Consider the following 17,224-nt stretch of genomic DNA (forward strand, 5'->3'; position numbering starts at 1 on the left):
GACATAACGCAATCAATTCAATCTACAGACGAACAAATGAGATAAATGAGCTAGTAGGGATCGTTTTTTACACAACAGCTAGAAGCAGTTACATACATAAAACCTATGTTCACTCTACCAATGAAAAAATCCGAACGAGTTTGATTCTCCACCAAGAATCTCGATTCATCGTTCGGATTTTCCTTCAACTAAAATACGTTTGTCCCAGTCTCTTTTAATTATTCCTCGTTATTTGTACCTTCCTCTGAAGGTAAGTGCTTCCCGCAAAACTCTTTTACAGCTTCTTCTTCCTCTTCTTCAAGGTCGAAGTCTAATACTTTATTTGTTGAAACTTCGTAAAAATGAGTTTGGGCAATAGAAGTGTTATCTTCGCCTTTAATATATACTAAGCGTAGTGCTAGGTCGTTGCCCGTATATAATTCATCATCTTCTTCTACCTCAATGTATAAATGAAATTCATAGCGTTCACCTAGAAGGAGACCAAATGGATCCTGCAATTGTTCAGCTGTATATTCTTTAATTGTAAACATATGTACGTCCTTTCCATATATCAGTAAAATGCTTGCATCATCTATTATAGTTTTTCTTTGCAAAGAAAGAAAGTGCAGGCGTAATTCATGCACGAATTTATTCCTTGATCATTCTATTTAGCGAATCGATGGCGCAAGGACTTCGATGATTTACTTAAAGGCGGAAGAAACGCGCGTATGTTTTTGCTTATACATGGCAGCATCTGCTTTTTGAATTAATGTATCTAGGTTGGCGTCGTCTGAAGGCGCACATATAATAAATCCGTAACTCGCAGACAGTGCATATGCCTTATTAAATTCTTTCTTTTTATTTTCTAGCTGTTCATTAATATTTTGCCACAGCTTTTGTACGTATTCTTCCGTTTGTTCAGGAGCCATTAATAAAAACTCATCGCCTCCGTACCGAAAGAGCGTATCATCTTTGCTAATATAACCACTAATTGATTCTGCAATTGTTTTAATAACCCAGTCGCCTTCTCTATGACCGTATTGATCATTTACTAGTTTTAAAGAATTAATATCGATAAAACATAATAGAAAAGGTGTATCATTGGTTTTAGCTCTCAGCAGTTCCAGCTGCAGTTTTTCCATTCCGCTTCTTCGATTTAAAATTCCCGTTAGCATATCAGTTGAAGCGTGCAAGCTCAATTCATGCTCTACTGCTTTTAAATCGGTTATATCGGTAATACCTGCGAGTATGCAGCTTTCGCTTTGATACTCTAGTAATTCATAATTGATCATAACCCACTTAGAATCTCCATGTTCACGTGCTTCTAGGATGTAGTTTTTTACATATTTCTCTTGTTGAAGACGTTTTAAAATATCCTCTCGATCTTCATCGGTAGGATAGATTATAAACCCGTCTATTTGATCAAGATCTTGAGAAGCAAGATTGTAAAAATGAATAGCTTTATTGTTAATGAGCAGCACTTTGTGGTCGGATAATCTCGTTAATAGTAAAGGATAGGGATTAATTTTGAACAGCGTAAAAAAATTACGTTCGCTTTCTTTTAGCTGTAAATGATTCATATATTCTTTGTGACGGTATGTATAAAGAATGTATGAAATAAGTAAAGCGATAGCAACTGCTGCAGTTGTATTGATCTGCTTTGAAATAAGAGAAAAAGAATCTGGTACATATCGTGATAAGCCGTATAGTAAAAAAAGATGGTTAGGAATAAAAATGATGCACAGATGTTTTAATTTCATAGGACATAAAACAGCTGTGGAAATCAAAAGCATCATATACACGTCTACGCGACCTGTGAAAAGCTGACTGTTAATAGTAGAAAGGGCTGCAGCAAATACGTAATAAAATATATAGCCATATACAATGGTGCTTAAGTAGTTAGCAAACCGTTCTTTTCTCTTACTAACATAATAGAAAAATAAATAAAGAGAGGAGATAGCAAAACTAGTGAAATGAATACCAATTAGTGTATGTCTAAACTGAGATGTCCCCGCATGTTGAAGTAAAGAAAACCCTATATAAATATAAATAGGATAGGAAACTACAAGAGCAAGTGAAACTAGCTTGACTCTCTGTTGAAGCATCTCTGCATTCGTTTTATCGAACATTTTATCTTTATTAACTTCTCTTCCGGAAGGAAAACGATATTTCTTCAGAAAGGAGAAAGGTAAAAGCGAAAGAAGAAATGACATGACCATCATCTCCATATCTTTTTTTAGGTATTTTAGCATGTTTATATAAGAAAAGACATGAATTTTTTAGATGAGAATGTCTGCTTTTTGATCAAGAAAAAGCATAAAGATTTACATGATTAAAGGTGAGGCCAAAGAGCCTCACCTTTTTATTGAAGTTTATTGGATTCAGCATGCCGTACAAACATGGTCTCATCTTCTACTAAGCCGCAAGCTCCGCACTGAATACGTTTCTGCGGTCCGTTATAAGCAGCGTGAAAGGCATCGAGCGTATCGTTTGTGTATTCTTCTACGACGTCTCCGCTTCTTGGGTCCATTTTTACAGGTTTTGCATTTTGTTCAATGATATTAAAGCGCGTTCGATTTGTTTTGCAGCTAGGGCAAAGATAAGGGCTTCCCATTTTTAACATCTCCTTGAAAAATTTACTGTATTAATACCATGTCCGAATCCCCCAAAAACATACAAAAACTTATGGTTTTCTATCGAACGTTCATTCGTTAAAATAGAAGCAGGTGATGAAAATGAGAATACGAAAAAACTTACAAGAAGTAATGGATATCTTACAAACGAATCCGTCATATCAGAAAAATATTGTTCATTGGCATACAATCGAAGAGAAAGAAGCTAAAACTGCGCCATTTCCGGCTTCTTTGCATACGAAACTGCGGCAAGCACTTGAGAACCGAGGAATTGGTTCGCTTTATACGCATCAAAAAACAGCGTTTGATTTGGCGACATCTAAGAAGAATGTTGTGGCTGTGACGCCGACAGCATCGGGGAAAACATTGTGCTACAACTTGCCGGTACTCCAAAGTATTATGGAGAATGATCAGGCTAGAGCTCTTTATTTGTTTCCAACAAAAGCGCTTGCCCAAGATCAAAAAAGTGAATTAAATGAAATCATTGAAGAAATGGAAGTACCAATCAATAGCTACACGTATGATGGAGATACTCCGGCAAATATCCGTCAAAAGGTAAGAAAAGCAGGTCATATTGTTATTACGAATCCAGATATGCTTCATTCAGCTATTTTACCTCATCATACTAAATGGGTATCACTGTTTGAAAACCTGAAGTACATTGTGATTGATGAACTTCATACGTACCGCGGTGTTTTTGGAAGCCACGTAGCCAACGTTATACGCAGGTTAAAGCGAATTTGCCGCTACTATGGAAGCAATCCTATCTTTATTTGTACATCAGCGACCATCGCTAACCCAAAAGAACTCGCTGAACATTTAACGGGAGCTCATGTTATGTTAGTAGATAACAACGGAGCGCCTAGCGGCCGCAAGCATTTTATTTTTTATAACCCGCCTATTGTTAATAAACCGTTAAACATTAGAAGAAGTGCTACGCTTGAAGTGCGAAATATTGCAGGAGAGTTTTTGAAAAATAAAATTCAAACGATTGTATTTGCACGAAGCCGAGTACGAGTGGAAATTATTTTAACGTATCTGCAGGAGCTCGTAAAAAACCAGCTTCAAAATAAGTCTATTCAAGGGTACCGCGGAGGATATTTGCCGAAGCAGCGACGCGAAATAGAAAGAGGACTTCGAGAGGGAAGTATTTACGGGGTAGTCAGTACGAATGCTTTAGAGCTAGGAGTAGATATCGGGCAGCTGCAGGTGTGTGTGATGACAGGTTATCCAGGCACGGTTGCAAGCGCTTGGCAGCAAGCAGGACGAGCAGGGAGACGTCACGGAGAAGCCGTCATTGTGATGGTCGCAAGTTCAAGTCCGCTTGATCAGTATATGATTCAGCATCCGGACTACTTTTTTAGCAGAAACCCAGAAACAGCTCGAATTAATCCTGATAATCTTGTTATTTTAGTCGATCATTTAAAATGTGCGTCCTATGAGCTGCCGTTTAAGCAGGGAGAAACATTTGAGGGGGTAGAAATTGAAGACGTGCTGGAGTTTTTGCAAGAAGAGCGAGTGATTCATTTTAGCGGAGACAAATGGTACTGGATGAACGATTCGTTCCCAGCTCATAATATCAGTCTGCGTTCTGCATCCCAAGAAAATGTTGTCATTATTGATCAATCGGACGTTGCAAATGTGAAAGTAATTGGAGAAATGGATCGGTTTAGTGCCATGACGCTTCTTCATGATGAGGCGATTTACTTGCATCAAGGCATTCAGTATCAAGTAGAATACTTGGACTGGGATGAGAAAAAAGCGTATGTTCGTGAAGTCGATGTAGACTATTTCACCGATGCAAACTTAGCAGTTAACTTAAAGGTGCTAGAAGCTGATAAAGAACGGATGGAGAGAACATATTCAATTGGTTATGGCGATGTAATGGTCAGCGCTATGGCTACGATATTTAAAAAAATAAAGTTTGAGACGCATGAAAACATAGGGTCAGGTCCCATTTCACTTCCAGAAGAAGAGCTTCATACAAATGCCGTGTGGCTAAGCTTTGAAAAAGAACAGTTTTACGAATCTGAAGAACGATTGGAACAAGCGCTCATTTCCGTGGCAAATGCCCTTCAGTCAATTGCACCGCTTATGGTGATGTGCGATCCGTCTGATTTACATGTAGTGCCCCAGGTAAAAGCGGTGCACAACGAACAGCCGACTATCTTCTTATATGATCGATACCCGGGAGGCATTGGGCTAAGTGACAAAGTGTACGAACAAATGAATGATGTGCTAAGTCAAACCAATCAATTAATTGTAAATTGTTCTTGCGAAAGCGGCTGTCCGTCTTGTATCGGTATGGAAGCACAGGGAGAACACGCAAAAAGCGATGCGCTCGTGCTGCTACAACAACTGCAAAGTAGGTGAACTCTTGTCTTTTAAAAATAAATTAAACCGTATGAAAAAGCATCTTCACGTTACAGAAGCAAAGCCGCCGGTTGAAAGTAACCCGCAGCAACCTAAAAGCGCGTCTATTCCCTATGAGCAGGAATGGAAGGGAAATCATGCTGTTCCTTACTTTGCGGAAGACAGCTACTGTATGATAAGAGAGGTGGTTTACCCGCTCGACTACAAGCATGGACATTATGAATTTAATGAGCTGAAAAAAGTAGTGGAAGTATGGAATGGGTCTACAGTTGCTCATCCGCTTTCATCAAAAGGCCGCACATATTCAGATTTATTTTTCTTTGATACGGAAACGACGGGGCTTAGTACAGGTACGGGAACAACTATCTTTTTGCTAGGATATGCAAGGGTGCTAAAAGATTCCGTCGTTTTTCGTCAACATATATTAACAGAGCCAAGCGGAGAAGTAGCATTTTACGAAAGTTTCTTAAAAGAAGTAGACTATACGACGCTTGTGACTTATAATGGGAAATCTTTCGATTGGCCTCATGTGAAGACTCGTCATACACTATTGAGAGATCATTTGCCCAAACTGCCTAAGTTCGGTCACTTTGATTTACTGCATGCATCAAGAAGGCTGTGGAAACACAAAATGAATTCGGTTAAGCTTGCGAATGTCGAAAAAGAAATACTTGGAATTGAACGAGTTGATGATATTCCAGGTTTCTTAGCTCCCATGATTTATTTTGATTTTATTGAAACGAAAAATCCAAGAGGCTTATTCGACATTATGAAACATAATGAACATGATATTTTATCACTTATCACCTTATACATTCATTTATCAAAACATCTCCTTACTAGTGAGGAGTTTACAGAAAAAGAAACATATGAAGTAGCAAGGTGGTATGAGCAGTTAGGGGAGAATAAGCACGCTTTCTCTCTTTATCAGGGCGTAGCGGAAAAAGAAAAAGAAGAGCATGAAAAAGCTCAGCTAGCGATGGCTTATCATTATAAAAAAGAGAAGAGCTGGAAAGAGGCAGTGGACATGTTTGAACCCTTGGTTCAAACATGTGAAGGTGACGTCGCTATAGAAGCATTGGTTGAGCTAGCTAAAATTTGTGAGCATCGTCTCAAAGATGTGCATCAAGCACTTCTATATACTGAGCTCGCCTTGGAAAAGTGGAATCAACTCAGAGAAATGACTAAAAAAACGTCGAAGGAAGCGCTTGAAAAAAGACTTCTTAGACTAAAAAATAAATCAGCTAAAGCATAGACTTCAGCTGATTTATTTTAAAATATTCAGAATTATTATTCTTTCGTTTTTGTGGATGTTTTATATTGTTCTATTTTTCAGTCATTGATAAAATTAGTCAATGTAAGACTTATTCTTACAGCTTAAAAACAGAACTTTGGTGAGATGGAGAGAGGCCTCATGAAAAATGTGATTTTAGTATCATTTTTCGCATTAATTTGTTTAACAGTAATTGTCTTAAGCAGTTTGAAAAATTCGTATAACTCCTTTATGTAGGCCAAAAATAGGTGTTTGTCTTAGTACATGTACACTACCCTTCACATATTGTAATAGTGTAATAACTAAACAGTGAAAGGGGAAAAAGGATATGTATCCAAGACCAACAAAATGTATGCCACCAATTGTGCATCCAACAAAATGTTGCACGCAGTTTACTTCTCAGGAGGTAGTTGTACCTCACATTCATCCAAGTCATAATACATTGGTGAATCATACAAATGTGAAGCACGTACATTACTTCCCGCAAACGCAATCTGTTGTAAATGAAACTTCAAATCAACAGTTTTTTGGCGGTGCGCAGCAATATCCAACTCAAGTAGGGGGAGCAGGCTATCCAGGTCAAATGGGAGGCTACCCAGGTCAAGTAGCAGGTGCTGGTTACCCAGGTCAAGGAGGTTACCCAGGTCAAGTAGCAGGTGCTAGTTATCCAGGTCAAGGAGGCTACCCAGGTCAAGTAGGGGGAGCTGGTTATCCAGGTCAAGGAGGCTACCCAGGTCAAGTAGCAGGTGCTAGTTATCCGGGACACAAAGGTTGCGGCCAAGGAAGCTGTCATACAAAAGGCGCGCATCAAGGACCTAATTCAGGGTATTTTAGATAATGTACGTTAATAGGAGCTGATTACATCAGTTCCTATTCTATTTTGTTACAAAGGAGTTATATAATGAAGGTGCTGACGGTTACTGGTTATAAGCCATTCGAACTTGGGATTTTTAATGAAAAACATCAAGGCATTACATACATAAAAAAAGCGCTCTATAAAAAATTACAGGAATTAGTAGAAGATGGATTAGAATGGGTATTGATTAGTGGCCAGCTAGGAGTAGAGATTTGGGCAGCGGAAGTGGTATTTGATCTCCAGCTGGATTATCCCGAGCTTCAGTTAGCTGTTTTAACACCATTTTTGGAGCAAGAAGAAAAATGGAATGAAGCCAATAAAGAATTGTATGAATTCGTCTTAAGTCAAGCAGATTATGTAGATAGCATCACAAAAAAGAAATATGAAAGTCCAGCACAGTTTCGGTTAAAAAATCAGTTTTTAGTAGAAAAAAGTGAAGGTATTTGTTTAGTTTACGACGAAGAGCACGAAGGAAGTCCTAAATATATGTTAGAAACGGCTAAAAAACGTGCTGAACGAGAAGAATACCCTATTATAATGGTGACGTCTCACGACTTACAGGATATCGTGGATGAAGAAAAATTTTCGTCTTTTTAACGCCATTTGGTGAAACATTTTAAAAGATAAATTGACATTTGAAGCTATTTTTGAAAAAATGAATTATAATAAAGATAAGGTTTATCGTATTCGAGGTGATAGAGATGTTAGCTGATAAAATTCGTTTAACGGCCAAAGAAATTTTAGAAAAAGAATTTAAAACAGGCATGAGAGGCTATAATCAAGAAGAAGTAGATAAGTATCTAGATTCTGTTATTAAAGATTATGAAGCATTTCATGAAGAAATTGAAGCATTACAAACTGAAAATTTACGCTTAAAAAAGCAAGTAGAAGAGTTATCTAAAAAGCCGCAACAACCTTCGTTTACCCCGCCGCCGGCTCAACAGCAGCAGCAAGCGGGTACGACAAACTTTGATATTTTAAAACGTTTGTCGAACTTAGAAAAACATGTGTTTGGAAGTAAATTATACGAATAACCTAAAAATAGGAGTTGCATTCAACTCCTATTTTTATTATACTAAGGAAAGTCGTTATCAATAACGTTCGGGTAATTGCTGCATCACATATGAGGATGTAGAGGAAAGTCCATGCTCGCACAGACTGCGATGTCTGTAGTGTTCGTGCCTAGCGAAGTCATAAGCTAGGGTAGCTGTTAAAAGCTAACGGCGGGGAAAAAGCCTAAGTCTTTTTAAGATATGGCTTGACTACTCTGAAAGTGCCACAGTGACGAAGTCTTATCAGAAATGGTAAGAGTGGAACGAGGTAAACCCCTCGAGCGAGAAACCCAAATAATGGTAGGGGAACTTTCTGGAAGGAACTGAACGGAAGGAAGGACAAAATGGTTACATTTTGTAGATAGATAATTGCCACCGGAGTACGAGGTAGCTAGCCGCTTGCAGTACAATGGTACAAAACATGGCTTACAGAACGTTATTGAAAAGCAATCGACACTTGTTGTTATACACTATACTTTAATCCAACCCAGCTCTTCGTATAATGGAAGAGCTTTTTTTATGTCAAAATGACAGCTTATCATAAGCTGTCATTTTTTTGTACAATCAGACTGAGCTTGTTGTCAGCCTCAGGTCTTAGGAGAAAATAAAGCTCTAGCTCGTTTTGAAAAAACGTCATAATCCTTAAACTAAGTATATAGATAAGCGAAAGGAGGAGACAAAATGCAAAAAGTTGGTTTGTTTTTGATTGGAGCGGTAGCTGCTATCGTTCTTTTTGCAAATGCCGGTCCGATGGTAGGGCTTGCACTTGGCTTGGTTATTTTGTACGTAGCATTTAAAGGGTTTGTTAAAGCAGAGACCCCCTTTAAAAAATGGCTCTGGGGGTTTATTGGTGTTGTCGTACTCTTAACAACCGTTTCAAACCTTCCGGCCCTTGCAGGTATCATCGCAGCAGTCGTACTTTATATTGTATATAAAAAGTGGAACAGCAGCAGCTCTATAAAAACGGAAAAAGAAGATCCGTTTAAGCACTTTGAACGTCAGTGGGCTGACTTAAATCAAAAATAATAAAATTTCACTTTATTATCTAAGGAGATGAACAAAATGAGAAACTTATTTACTCGAATGAAAGAAACGATTTCTGCAGACCTTCATCAATTACTTGATCACAAAGAACAAAAAAATCCAATTGCTGCACTAAACCACTATTTGCGTCAATGCGAGCAGGAGACCGAAAAGGTAAGGCAGCTTGTTGAGCGACAGCACACGTTAAAAGAACAGTTTAATCGCGAATATCATCTGGCCCTTGATATGATGAAAAAGCGCCATGAGCAAGCACAAGTAGCACAAGCAGCTGAAGAAGCGGAATTACATGAATTTATTTTAAAAGAACATGCTCACTACGAAGAGAGAGCAAAGCGCGTAAAAGAATCTTATGAAGATGCATCCAAGCAGTTAGAAGAGCTTGAACAAAAGTATGAAGAAATGAAGCATAAGGTAAAAGATATGCATATTCGCCGTATGGAACTAATGGGGCGCGAAAATATTGCTCGTGCGCATCATCGTATGAATTCAGTAATGAAAACAGAAGCATCTTATACGTCTTACAGCCAGTTTGACGAAATGGAAACCTATATTGACCAGCTTGAAAATCAAATTAATACAAATTACTATAGACAAACGGTAGACAGCAAGATTGCTGAATTAGAAAAAAGAGTAAAATCATCGTAAAAAATCAGTGTTTCTGCATAAAACATGGTATTCTAAAAAAGGCGTAGGTTTCTGCGTCTTTTTAAGGTGAGAGAATAGATACCTGCAGCATCCAAAGAACGCTATGTCATCTACGAGGAGAAGGGAGAGAGAGCTGTGCAAAGCGTAAACAAAACAGAATTTCTTATGTTCATTTTTATTTGCAGTTTATTTGTCCTGTTTATTGAAATTATGTTTTTTCACAGCGGCTTGATCTTTTCTGTATTAATTGCCGGTGCGTTCATGTATATTGGGCGAAAAAAAATGAGAAGAAAACTAGGGCGCATTTTATTTTGGATTGGCGTTATTGGGCTTGTGTTGAATATATTTAATACAGTTGCCTTTAAGTTTTTAATTATTGCTCTTTTTCTGTATTTTTTACTTAGATTTATTCAATCAAGAAAGCATCCGGTTGAATTCAGACCAACTGACGAATTTACCCAGCAGCCAAACCAAAGTTTGGTGCAGGTCCGGCCGGTTTTGACGAATAAACTTCTTGGTAGTCAAAGAACCGAAGACTCCGTATACGAATGGGATGATATTAATATTCAAAGCGTATGGGGAGACATTGTGGTTGATTTAAGCAATACCGTTCTGCCAAAAGGCGATGCGGTTATTTTTATTCGTCAAGTGTTTGGAAATATTAAAGTGCTCATTCCTTACGAAACGGAAGTATCTGTGAATCATTCTAAACTAGCAGGAAACGTAACGGTTTTTGGACATCAGCGCGGCTTTTCGTTCAATGAAAATTTGTCTATCAAAACAGAGGGATTTGATCAATCTGCTCATAGGGTGAAGATTGTTACAACTGTTGTGATTGGAGATTTAGAGGTGCAAAGGATATGAGTATTCTTCAACGGCAGTTATTATGGGGGATTTTCCTAAGTTTTTTTGTATTTGTATCCGTGCTCCTTACCGTGTTTTTTGCATATCCTGTTTTTCAACTTAGCGACTTATGGAAAACAAGCGTATTGGGGATGCCTTTTGTGCTGTTTTCCTTCAGTTTGAGCCTTACGATTGGAAGCGTGATTGGAGGAATCATGGGGTTTATGTGGAGACAGCAGTGGACATATGTTGAAAACCGATTATATGAAATAGAAAATGGCCACCGGCATATGTCGGCAAATGAACCGCTTATTCAAGAAACGTCTCGAATTATAAGCCGTTTAAATAAAGTAGATTATAAAATGATTCTTCAAGCACAGCAATCTCAAAAGATGGCAACGGAAAAAGTGGAAAATCAGCAAAAGCAAGTGCAAGAAATTGTTTCTCAGGAACGAAATCGGCTTGCTAGAGAACTGCATGACTCCGTTAGTCAGCAGCTATTTGCCGCTTCGATGCTTATGTCTGCTATTACGGAGTCCAATCTTACGCTACAAGACTCTGAAGCTAAGCAATTAAAGATGGTTGAAAAAATGATTAACCAATCACAGCTTGAAATGAGGGCTTTGCTTCTTCATCTTCGTCCTGCAGCATTAAAAGGAAAATCGCTGCAGGCTGGAATGAAAGAACTGATGAATGAGCTTGCTCAAAAAGTACCGCTTGAATTAAATTGGAAAATAGAAGCATTTGAACTTGATAAAGGCATTGAAGACCACTTGTTTAGAATTTTGCAAGAATCCGTATCAAATACGCTGCGTCATGCCAATGCAACAGCTTTAGATGTGCTGCTGATTAAACGTGATTTTTCCATTATTTTACGTATTGTTGATAACGGAGTTGGTTTTGATGTAGAAAAGGAAAAAGTCGGATCGTACGGACTGCAAAATATGTACGAACGCGCAATTGAAATTGGGGGCCTATTAAAAATTATTAGCTTGCCCGACAAGGGAACAAAGCTAGAAGTAAAAGTACCGTTAGTAGAAAGAGAGGAGAAGCAAAATGATTAATGTACTGTTAGTGGATGACCATGAAATGGTTCGTATTGGCGTAGGAGCGTATTTGTCGGCTCAAGCAGACATTCATGTAATAGCTGAAGCAGCAAACGGCCAACAGGCCGTTGAATTAGGGCTTCAGCTGCGCCCGGATATTATTTTAATGGATTTAGTCATGGAAGAAATGGACGGGATTGAAGCAACAAAACAACTGATTAAGCAGTGGCCAGAAGCGAAAGTGATCATTGTCACTAGCTTTCTAGATGATGAAAAAGTATATCCCGCTCTAGAGGCAGGGGCAACAAGCTACTTATTAAAAACGTCTAAAGCAGGAGAAATTGCAGCTGCTATTCGCCGTACATATGAGGGGCAATCTGTATTAGAGCCCGAAGTAACCGGTAAAATGATGTCTAAAATGAGAAAACCGTCTTTACCTCATGAAGAACTGACAGCTCGTGAAATGGAAATTTTACTGCTAATGACACAAGGCAAAACAAATCAAGAGATTGCAGACGAATTATTTATTGCGCTAAAGACGGTAAAAACACATGTGAGCAATTTATTAAGTAAGCTGGATGTACAAGACCGGACTCAAGCCGTCATCTACGCCTTTAAACACAAATTAGCGCAGTGAGAATCGTTATTCAAAAGAGAATAACGATTTTTTTTGTGAAAAACCTATTTTTTTGCATGTATTCATTATAAAATAGCGATATGCGTAAAGGCAAACGCTTACGTAAAAGCACTATTTTGAGGGGTTGAGCACATGGAAAAGAAATGGTGGAAAGAAGCTGTTGCGTATCAAATCTACCCGCGAAGCTTCATGGATTCAAACGGTGACGGAATTGGTGACATTCAAGGGGTTATTTCAAAATTAGACTATTTATCTGATCTTGGAATTGATGTCATTTGGATTTGCCCGATTTATCAGTCTCCTAACGACGATAATGGCTACGATATCAGTGATTATAAAGATATTATGAAAGATTTCGGAACAATGGAAGACTTTGATGAGCTGCTAGATGAAGTTCACCATCGCGGAATGAAGCTGATTATGGATTTAGTTATTAATCATACTTCAGATGAACACCCTTGGTTTTTAGAATCCAGGTCTTCTAAAGAGAATCCATATCGTGATTATTATATTTGGCACGAAGGTAAAGATGGAAAAGAGCCAAACAACTGGGAATCTATTTTTAGCGGATCAGCTTGGGAGTTCGACGAGAAGACAAAAGAATATTACATGCACGTATTTTCTAAAAAACAGCCCGATTTAAACTGGGAAAATGAAAAAGTACGTCATGAGCTTTATGAAATGGTTAACTGGTGGTTAGATAAAGGAATTGATGGTTTTCGTGTAGATGCTATTTCGCATATTAAGAAAGTGGCCGGCTTCCCAGATCTACCGAACCCTGAAAAACTAGATTATGTGCCATCGTTTGAAGGGCATATGAATCGACCGGGAATTCAAGAACATTTAAAAGAGCTAAAAGAAAATACGTTTGCCAAATATGATATTATGACGGTTGGAGAGGCAAATGGTGTAACATCGGACAGCGCAGATGAGTGGGTAGCTGAAGATGGCGGAAACTTCAATATGATTTTTCAGTTCGAGCATATGGGACTGTGGGATAAAGGAGAAGAAAAACCGCTTGATTTAATCGAGTTAAAAACGATTTTAACTAATTGGCAAAATGGTTTAGAAAAAATCAACGGCTGGAACGCTTTATATTTAGAAAATCATGACCAAATTCGTTCTGTAAATAAATTCGGCAGCGTAGCTTACCGAGTGGAAAGTGCAAAGTGCTTAGCTGCACTATACTTTTTAATGAAAGGAACACCGTTTATTTATCAAGGACAAGAACTTGGAATGACCAATGTTAAGTTTGATTCTATTGACGATTATGATGATGTTGGTATGATTAACTACTACCGTATTCAGCGTGAAAAAGGCGATACACATGACGAGATTATGAAAGTAATTTGGGAAACAGGCCGCGATAATTCAAGAACGCCAATGCAGTGGAATACAGAAAGAAATGCAGGATTTTCTACTGGTACCCCTTGGATGAAGGTGAATCCAAATTACGTAGATATTAACGTAGAAGAGCAGAAAAGTGATGAAAATTCGGTACTGAATTTTTACAAACAGCTCATTAAAATTAGAAAACAGCATGATGTGCTGGTGTATGGAACTTATAAGCTATTGGCAGAAGAAGATTCCGCTATTTACGCGTATACGCGAACATTAGAAGGTAAAACCGCTGTTATTATTTGTAATATGTCACCGAAAAATCAAACGTTCGAGTTTCCTTCAGAGAGCTCGTTTTCAAACAGAGAAGTGCTGATTCATAATTATCCGTTGGATAAAAATGAAACGCTTGAAAAATGTACGCTGCACCCATATGAAACACGTGTATACTTACTTTCATAAACAAGTTGAGCAACCGATTGCGCAATTTTTAAAGTGAAAAGCTTTTAAAAACACATTTATAGGCGACATAGGTGAAGAAACTGCTGGCTCTGTCAAGAGCGAGCAGTTTTTGCATTTTAATAAAAAGACGGAGAAAGCTTTGACTACGGCGCATGTATATGGTACTTTTACACTTAGTGTAGATAATTAGAAACAAAATGAGGTTGAAAAATGGCGAAATATAAAATTATTGCAACAGCAGCAATGGGAATTGAAGCACTGGTCGCTAAAGAAGTGCGTGCTTTAGGATATGAATGTGAAGTAGATAATGGCAAGGTTATCTTTGAAGGAGACGAGCTCGCAATTGCTCGCTGCAATTTATGGCTTCGTACAGCAGATCGAATTAAAGTGCAGGTTGGACAGTTCAAAGCTCGTACGTTTGATGAGCTTTTTGAACAAACAAAAGCATTAAATTGGGGAGATTATTTGCCCGTAGATGCACAGTTTCCTGTATCGGGAAAATCAGTTAAATCTAAATTGTTCAGCGTATCAGATTGTCAAAGCATTGTGAAAAAAGCAATTGTTGACAGCATGAAAAAACATTATAACAAAACAACAGGATGGCTCGAAGAAACAGGGTCAACGTTTAAAATTGAAGTAGCGCTATTAAAAGATGTTGCTACATTAACAATTGACGCAAGCGGTGCAGGGCTTCATAAGCGCGGTTACCGCGTGGGGCAAGGGGAAGCTCCTTTAAAAGAAACGCTGGCAGCGGCTCTAATTATGCTAACGCCGTGGAATGCGGATCGTCCGTTTGTCGATGTTTTTTGCGGTTCAGGTACAATTGCTATCGAAGCAGCGCTTATCGGTCAAAATATTGCACCAGGATTTAACCGTGACTTCTTATCAGAAGAATGGCCATGGATGTCAGCAAGTATTTGGGACAAAGCGCGCGAAGAAGCAGAAGACTTAGCGAACTACGACCAAGTGCTAGATATTGCTGGTCATGATATTGACCATCGTATGGTAAAAGTAGCGGAGCAAAATGCATTTGAAGCTGGACTTGGAGATTTAATTCAATTTAAGCAAATGCAAGTGCGCGATTTTACGACGCCGAAAGAATATGGAATCATTATTGGTAACCCTCCGTACGGCGAACGTTTAAGCGATCGTCCTTCTGTTGAAAAAATGTACGCTGAAATGGGCGAAGCGTTTTCTAAGCTTGATACGTGGTCGATTTATATGCTTACATCTCATGAACAATTTGAACAATACTACGGTAAAAAAGCAACGAAAAAACGCAAATTGTTTAACGGGTTTATTAAAACAGACTACTATCAATATTGGGGACCTCGTCCTCCACGCAACGATCAATAAATACAAAAGCCAAGCGGTGTAAAAACCAGCTTGGCTTTTGTACGTTATTTTCTTTTAAAACCTCGATAAGCTAGCATTCCAAACATGCCTATACCGAGCACGACAATTAATAAAATAAACCAAAATGTAGCATTAAGCAGGTATTTATATAGTCCGTCATAATAATCATGCATATACTCACCCCATTATGTTTTTTATAGTATGGGCGAGTAGCAGGGCAATATATGTATTCATTTCTTTTCAATAGCAGGCCTAAAACGAGAAATGATTAGCTTATTTCTAACATATTTATGAAAGGGAAATCTCATACTAAAACCTAAGAGGCGATAAAATGAGAAAGAATCGATCAGCAGGGATTTTTGGGGGGCTGATGCTTCTTTCATGGTTAACCATCCCTTTTATAGGACGACAGCATATTAAGCGCTATTTATCATCTACTATGTTTATTTCCTTTTTAATCATGGTTGAAAGCTATATTGCTGAAAAAAAGAAGTGGTGGATATTCCCTAATCCTCCTCATCCATATCTAACAGGTGAAGCTGCTTTACTTTTAGGTCCATTTTTAGCAGGTTCTTTATGGATTAAAAAGTTCACATATGGCCATTTTGGAAGGTATATGTTATTAAATGCAATCGTAGATACATTTTTTGTTTATCCTTTTCAACGAGCTATGAGCCGTGCAAAGCTTTTTAGGGTAGGCACATTTAAAAAGTACCATTTGCTAGGTACCTTTCTGTTGAAAGCTGCTTTAATGTACGTTTACCAACATCTAGTAGTAGAGAAACTGAAACCTCAGCGTGCTTTAAAAAATAATCCTATAGAATAATGGGACAGGCAGGGAACCGTGATTTTCTTGCCTGCTATTTTAATGCCCCAGATGTCATTCCTGAAATGAAATGCTTTTGCAAAAACACGTACGCAATCAATAATGGGATAGAAGAAAGAACGACTGCTGAAAACAGCATAGGGTAATTAGTCAGAAATTCCCCTTGAAAGTCCAATAGTGCAATAGGCAGCGTTTTTACTTCTTTAGATTTTAACAATAGCAAAGGGAATAACAGATCATTCCACACAATCACAAACGAAAAAATTCCTACTGTAGCCATTGATGGTATTGAGAGTCGAAGAGCGATTTTTGAATATATTTTCCACTCTGACGCTCCGTCCATGCGAGCAGCTTCGAATAGTTCCCTTGGCAAAGTTTTCATAAAACCCGTGATAATAAACACACCGATGGGAAGCAAAAAACTTATAGAGACGATAATGACGCCTGTTAGCGTATTGACGAGTCCAAGCTTATTCATCAGCAAAAAGACAGGAATCATATTGACTTGAGTAGGGACAATCATTCCGCAAACAAAAAAGCCGTATACAATCCAGCCAAGCTTTTGAGGTAGTTGAATAATAGCATAAGCAATCATGCTTGAAAACCATAGAATAAAAAACGTGCTAAAGACGGTAACAATCACGCTGTTTTTAATATAGCCAAAGATGGGTTCATTGACGAGCAGCTGTTTATAATTTTCAATATTCCAGCCTGCTGGTAATCCGATTGGGTTGCTGTAAAGTTCAGGCGTTGTTTTAAAGGTTGTTAATAAAACCAAGCTTAAGGGCAACAGAATGATCAAACCGTATATCCCTAAAATCAGTTGTCTGAATGGGTTTTGTTTCATAAAAGAATCTCCTT

18 protein-coding genes and 1 other RNA gene are annotated in these 17,224 nt (G+C 38.2%); 14 read left to right on the top strand and 5 right to left on the bottom strand.

Going from position 1 to position 17,224, the window contains the following annotated elements:
* Positions 1-218: 218 nt before the first annotated feature.
* The 3 genes from BG04_RS18540 to BG04_RS18550 form a co-directional block, all read right to left on the bottom strand.
* Complete coding sequence (locus BG04_RS18540) at positions 219-530, bottom strand: DUF6509 family protein (protein WP_013056132.1); 312 nt, start codon at positions 528-530, stop codon at positions 219-221.
* A gap of 150 nt (positions 531-680) precedes the next feature.
* The gene (locus BG04_RS18545) at positions 681-2,192 is read right to left on the bottom strand and encodes a sensor domain-containing diguanylate cyclase (protein ID WP_034653402.1); all 1,512 of its coding nucleotides are present in this window, start codon (positions 2,190-2,192) and stop codon (positions 681-683) included.
* 149 nt (positions 2,193-2,341) lie between these two features.
* On the bottom strand, positions 2,342-2,593 hold the full coding sequence (locus BG04_RS18550) for a hypothetical protein (protein WP_013056134.1): 252 nt from the start codon (positions 2,591-2,593) through the stop codon (positions 2,342-2,344).
* A gap of 121 nt (positions 2,594-2,714) precedes the next feature.
* Between BG04_RS18550 and BG04_RS18555 the strand changes: the two genes are divergently transcribed.
* The 13 genes from BG04_RS18555 to BG04_RS18610 all read left to right on the top strand — a co-directional run bounded on the left by BG04_RS18555 (position 2,715) and on the right by BG04_RS18610 (position 15,537).
* On the top strand, positions 2,715-4,985 hold the full coding sequence (locus BG04_RS18555) for a DEAD/DEAH box helicase (protein WP_034653399.1): 2,271 nt from the start codon (positions 2,715-2,717) through the stop codon (positions 4,983-4,985).
* A 4-nt stretch (positions 4,986-4,989) separates the two neighbouring features.
* A complete protein-coding gene (locus tag BG04_RS18560) occupies positions 4,990-6,240 on the top strand; it encodes a ribonuclease H-like domain-containing protein (protein WP_034653396.1) in 1,251 nt (416 codons plus the stop codon).
* A gap of 346 nt (positions 6,241-6,586) precedes the next feature.
* Positions 6,587-7,096, top strand: coding sequence for a spore coat protein (locus BG04_RS31675; RefSeq protein ID WP_034653393.1), 510 nt, complete (start codon positions 6,587-6,589; stop codon positions 7,094-7,096).
* 63 nt (positions 7,097-7,159) lie between these two features.
* Positions 7,160-7,711: an SLOG family protein gene (locus BG04_RS18570; RefSeq protein WP_016763482.1), complete on the top strand. Its 552-nt coding sequence runs from the start codon at positions 7,160-7,162 to the stop codon at positions 7,709-7,711.
* Positions 7,712-7,815: 104 nt separating this feature from the next.
* On the top strand, positions 7,816-8,148 hold the full coding sequence (gene gpsB / locus BG04_RS18575) for a cell division regulator GpsB (protein ID WP_013056140.1): 333 nt from the start codon (positions 7,816-7,818) through the stop codon (positions 8,146-8,148).
* Positions 8,149-8,211: 63 nt separating this feature from the next.
* Positions 8,212-8,600, top strand: an RNA gene (rnpB, locus tag BG04_RS29865) — RNase P RNA component class B.
* 247 nt (positions 8,601-8,847) lie between these two features.
* Entirely contained in the window at positions 8,848-9,192 is a 345-nt protein-coding gene (locus BG04_RS18580; RefSeq protein WP_034653389.1) for a lmo0954 family membrane protein, read from the top strand.
* A gap of 36 nt (positions 9,193-9,228) precedes the next feature.
* On the top strand, positions 9,229-9,855 hold the full coding sequence (locus tag BG04_RS18585; protein WP_013056142.1) for a PspA/IM30 family protein: 627 nt from the start codon (positions 9,229-9,231) through the stop codon (positions 9,853-9,855).
* Between the two features lie 135 nt (positions 9,856-9,990).
* Positions 9,991-10,719, top strand: coding sequence for a cell wall-active antibiotics response protein LiaF (gene liaF / locus BG04_RS18590; protein ID WP_034653386.1), 729 nt, complete (start codon positions 9,991-9,993; stop codon positions 10,717-10,719).
* Positions 10,716-11,762, top strand: coding sequence for a sensor histidine kinase (locus BG04_RS18595; RefSeq protein WP_034653384.1), 1,047 nt, complete (start codon positions 10,716-10,718; stop codon positions 11,760-11,762). Before liaF ends, BG04_RS18595 begins: the two co-directional genes overlap by 4 nt.
* Positions 11,755-12,381, top strand: coding sequence for a response regulator (locus tag BG04_RS18600; RefSeq protein ID WP_013082360.1), 627 nt, complete (start codon positions 11,755-11,757; stop codon positions 12,379-12,381). Before BG04_RS18595 ends, BG04_RS18600 begins: the two co-directional genes overlap by 8 nt.
* Positions 12,382-12,513: 132 nt before the next feature.
* Positions 12,514-14,181 (top strand): glycoside hydrolase family 13 protein, encoded by a 1,668-nt coding sequence (locus tag BG04_RS18605; protein WP_034653382.1) that lies wholly within the window; start codon positions 12,514-12,516, stop codon positions 14,179-14,181.
* Positions 14,182-14,391: 210 nt separating this feature from the next.
* Positions 14,392-15,537 (top strand): THUMP domain-containing class I SAM-dependent RNA methyltransferase, encoded by a 1,146-nt coding sequence (locus BG04_RS18610; RefSeq protein ID WP_013082362.1) that lies wholly within the window; start codon positions 14,392-14,394, stop codon positions 15,535-15,537.
* A 44-nt stretch (positions 15,538-15,581) separates the two neighbouring features.
* Here the strand turns inward: BG04_RS18610 and BG04_RS31680 are convergent, their stop codons facing one another.
* Positions 15,582-15,710, bottom strand: a complete 129-nt coding sequence (locus tag BG04_RS31680) for a hypothetical protein (RefSeq protein WP_256656500.1) — start codon at positions 15,708-15,710, stop codon at positions 15,582-15,584.
* Between the two features lie 158 nt (positions 15,711-15,868).
* Here BG04_RS31680 and BG04_RS18615 point away from each other — a divergent pair, with 158 nt between their 5' ends.
* A complete protein-coding gene (locus BG04_RS18615; RefSeq protein ID WP_034653379.1) occupies positions 15,869-16,363 on the top strand; it encodes a hypothetical protein in 495 nt (164 codons plus the stop codon).
* A gap of 34 nt (positions 16,364-16,397) precedes the next feature.
* Here the strand turns inward: BG04_RS18615 and BG04_RS18620 are convergent, their stop codons facing one another.
* On the bottom strand, positions 16,398-17,210 hold the full coding sequence (locus BG04_RS18620; RefSeq protein ID WP_013056150.1) for a carbohydrate ABC transporter permease: 813 nt from the start codon (positions 17,208-17,210) through the stop codon (positions 16,398-16,400).
* Positions 17,211-17,224 lie beyond the last annotated feature (14 nt).

It is taken from the genome of Priestia megaterium NBRC 15308 = ATCC 14581, from assembly GCF_000832985.1.
In the GTDB taxonomy this organism is placed as follows: Bacteria; Bacillota; Bacilli; order Bacillales; family Bacillaceae_H; genus Priestia; species Priestia megaterium.

Bases quoted from the DNA above. Each gene is read 5' to 3' on its own strand.
- BG04_RS31680 (WP_256656500.1), bottom strand. From the start codon at position 15,710: ATGCATGATTATTATGACGGACTATATAAATACCTGCTTAATGCTACA.
- BG04_RS18550 (WP_013056134.1), bottom strand. From the start codon at position 2,593: ATGGGAAGCCCTTATCTTTGCCCTAGCTGCAAAACAAATCGAACGCGC.
- BG04_RS18570 (WP_016763482.1), top strand. From the start codon at position 7,160: ATGAAGGTGCTGACGGTTACTGGTTATAAGCCATTCGAACTTGGGATT.
- BG04_RS18600 (WP_013082360.1), top strand. From the start codon at position 11,755: ATGATTAATGTACTGTTAGTGGATGACCATGAAATGGTTCGTATTGGC.
- BG04_RS18605 (WP_034653382.1), top strand. From the start codon at position 12,514: ATGGAAAAGAAATGGTGGAAAGAAGCTGTTGCGTATCAAATCTACCCG.
- BG04_RS18585 (WP_013056142.1), top strand. From the start codon at position 9,229: ATGAGAAACTTATTTACTCGAATGAAAGAAACGATTTCTGCAGACCTT.
- BG04_RS31675 (WP_034653393.1), top strand. From the start codon at position 6,587: ATGTATCCAAGACCAACAAAATGTATGCCACCAATTGTGCATCCAACA.
- BG04_RS18540 (WP_013056132.1), bottom strand. From the start codon at position 530: ATGTTTACAATTAAAGAATATACAGCTGAACAATTGCAGGATCCATTT.
- BG04_RS18615 (WP_034653379.1), top strand. From the start codon at position 15,869: ATGAGAAAGAATCGATCAGCAGGGATTTTTGGGGGGCTGATGCTTCTT.
- BG04_RS18620 (WP_013056150.1), bottom strand. From the start codon at position 17,210: ATGAAACAAAACCCATTCAGACAACTGATTTTAGGGATATACGGTTTG.
- BG04_RS18610 (WP_013082362.1), top strand. From the start codon at position 14,392: ATGGCGAAATATAAAATTATTGCAACAGCAGCAATGGGAATTGAAGCA.
- gpsB (WP_013056140.1), top strand. From the start codon at position 7,816: ATGTTAGCTGATAAAATTCGTTTAACGGCCAAAGAAATTTTAGAAAAA.
- BG04_RS18595 (WP_034653384.1), top strand. From the start codon at position 10,716: ATGAGTATTCTTCAACGGCAGTTATTATGGGGGATTTTCCTAAGTTTT.
- BG04_RS18580 (WP_034653389.1), top strand. From the start codon at position 8,848: ATGCAAAAAGTTGGTTTGTTTTTGATTGGAGCGGTAGCTGCTATCGTT.
- BG04_RS18545 (WP_034653402.1), bottom strand. From the start codon at position 2,192: ATGTCATTTCTTCTTTCGCTTTTACCTTTCTCCTTTCTGAAGAAATAT.
- BG04_RS18555 (WP_034653399.1), top strand. From the start codon at position 2,715: ATGAGAATACGAAAAAACTTACAAGAAGTAATGGATATCTTACAAACG.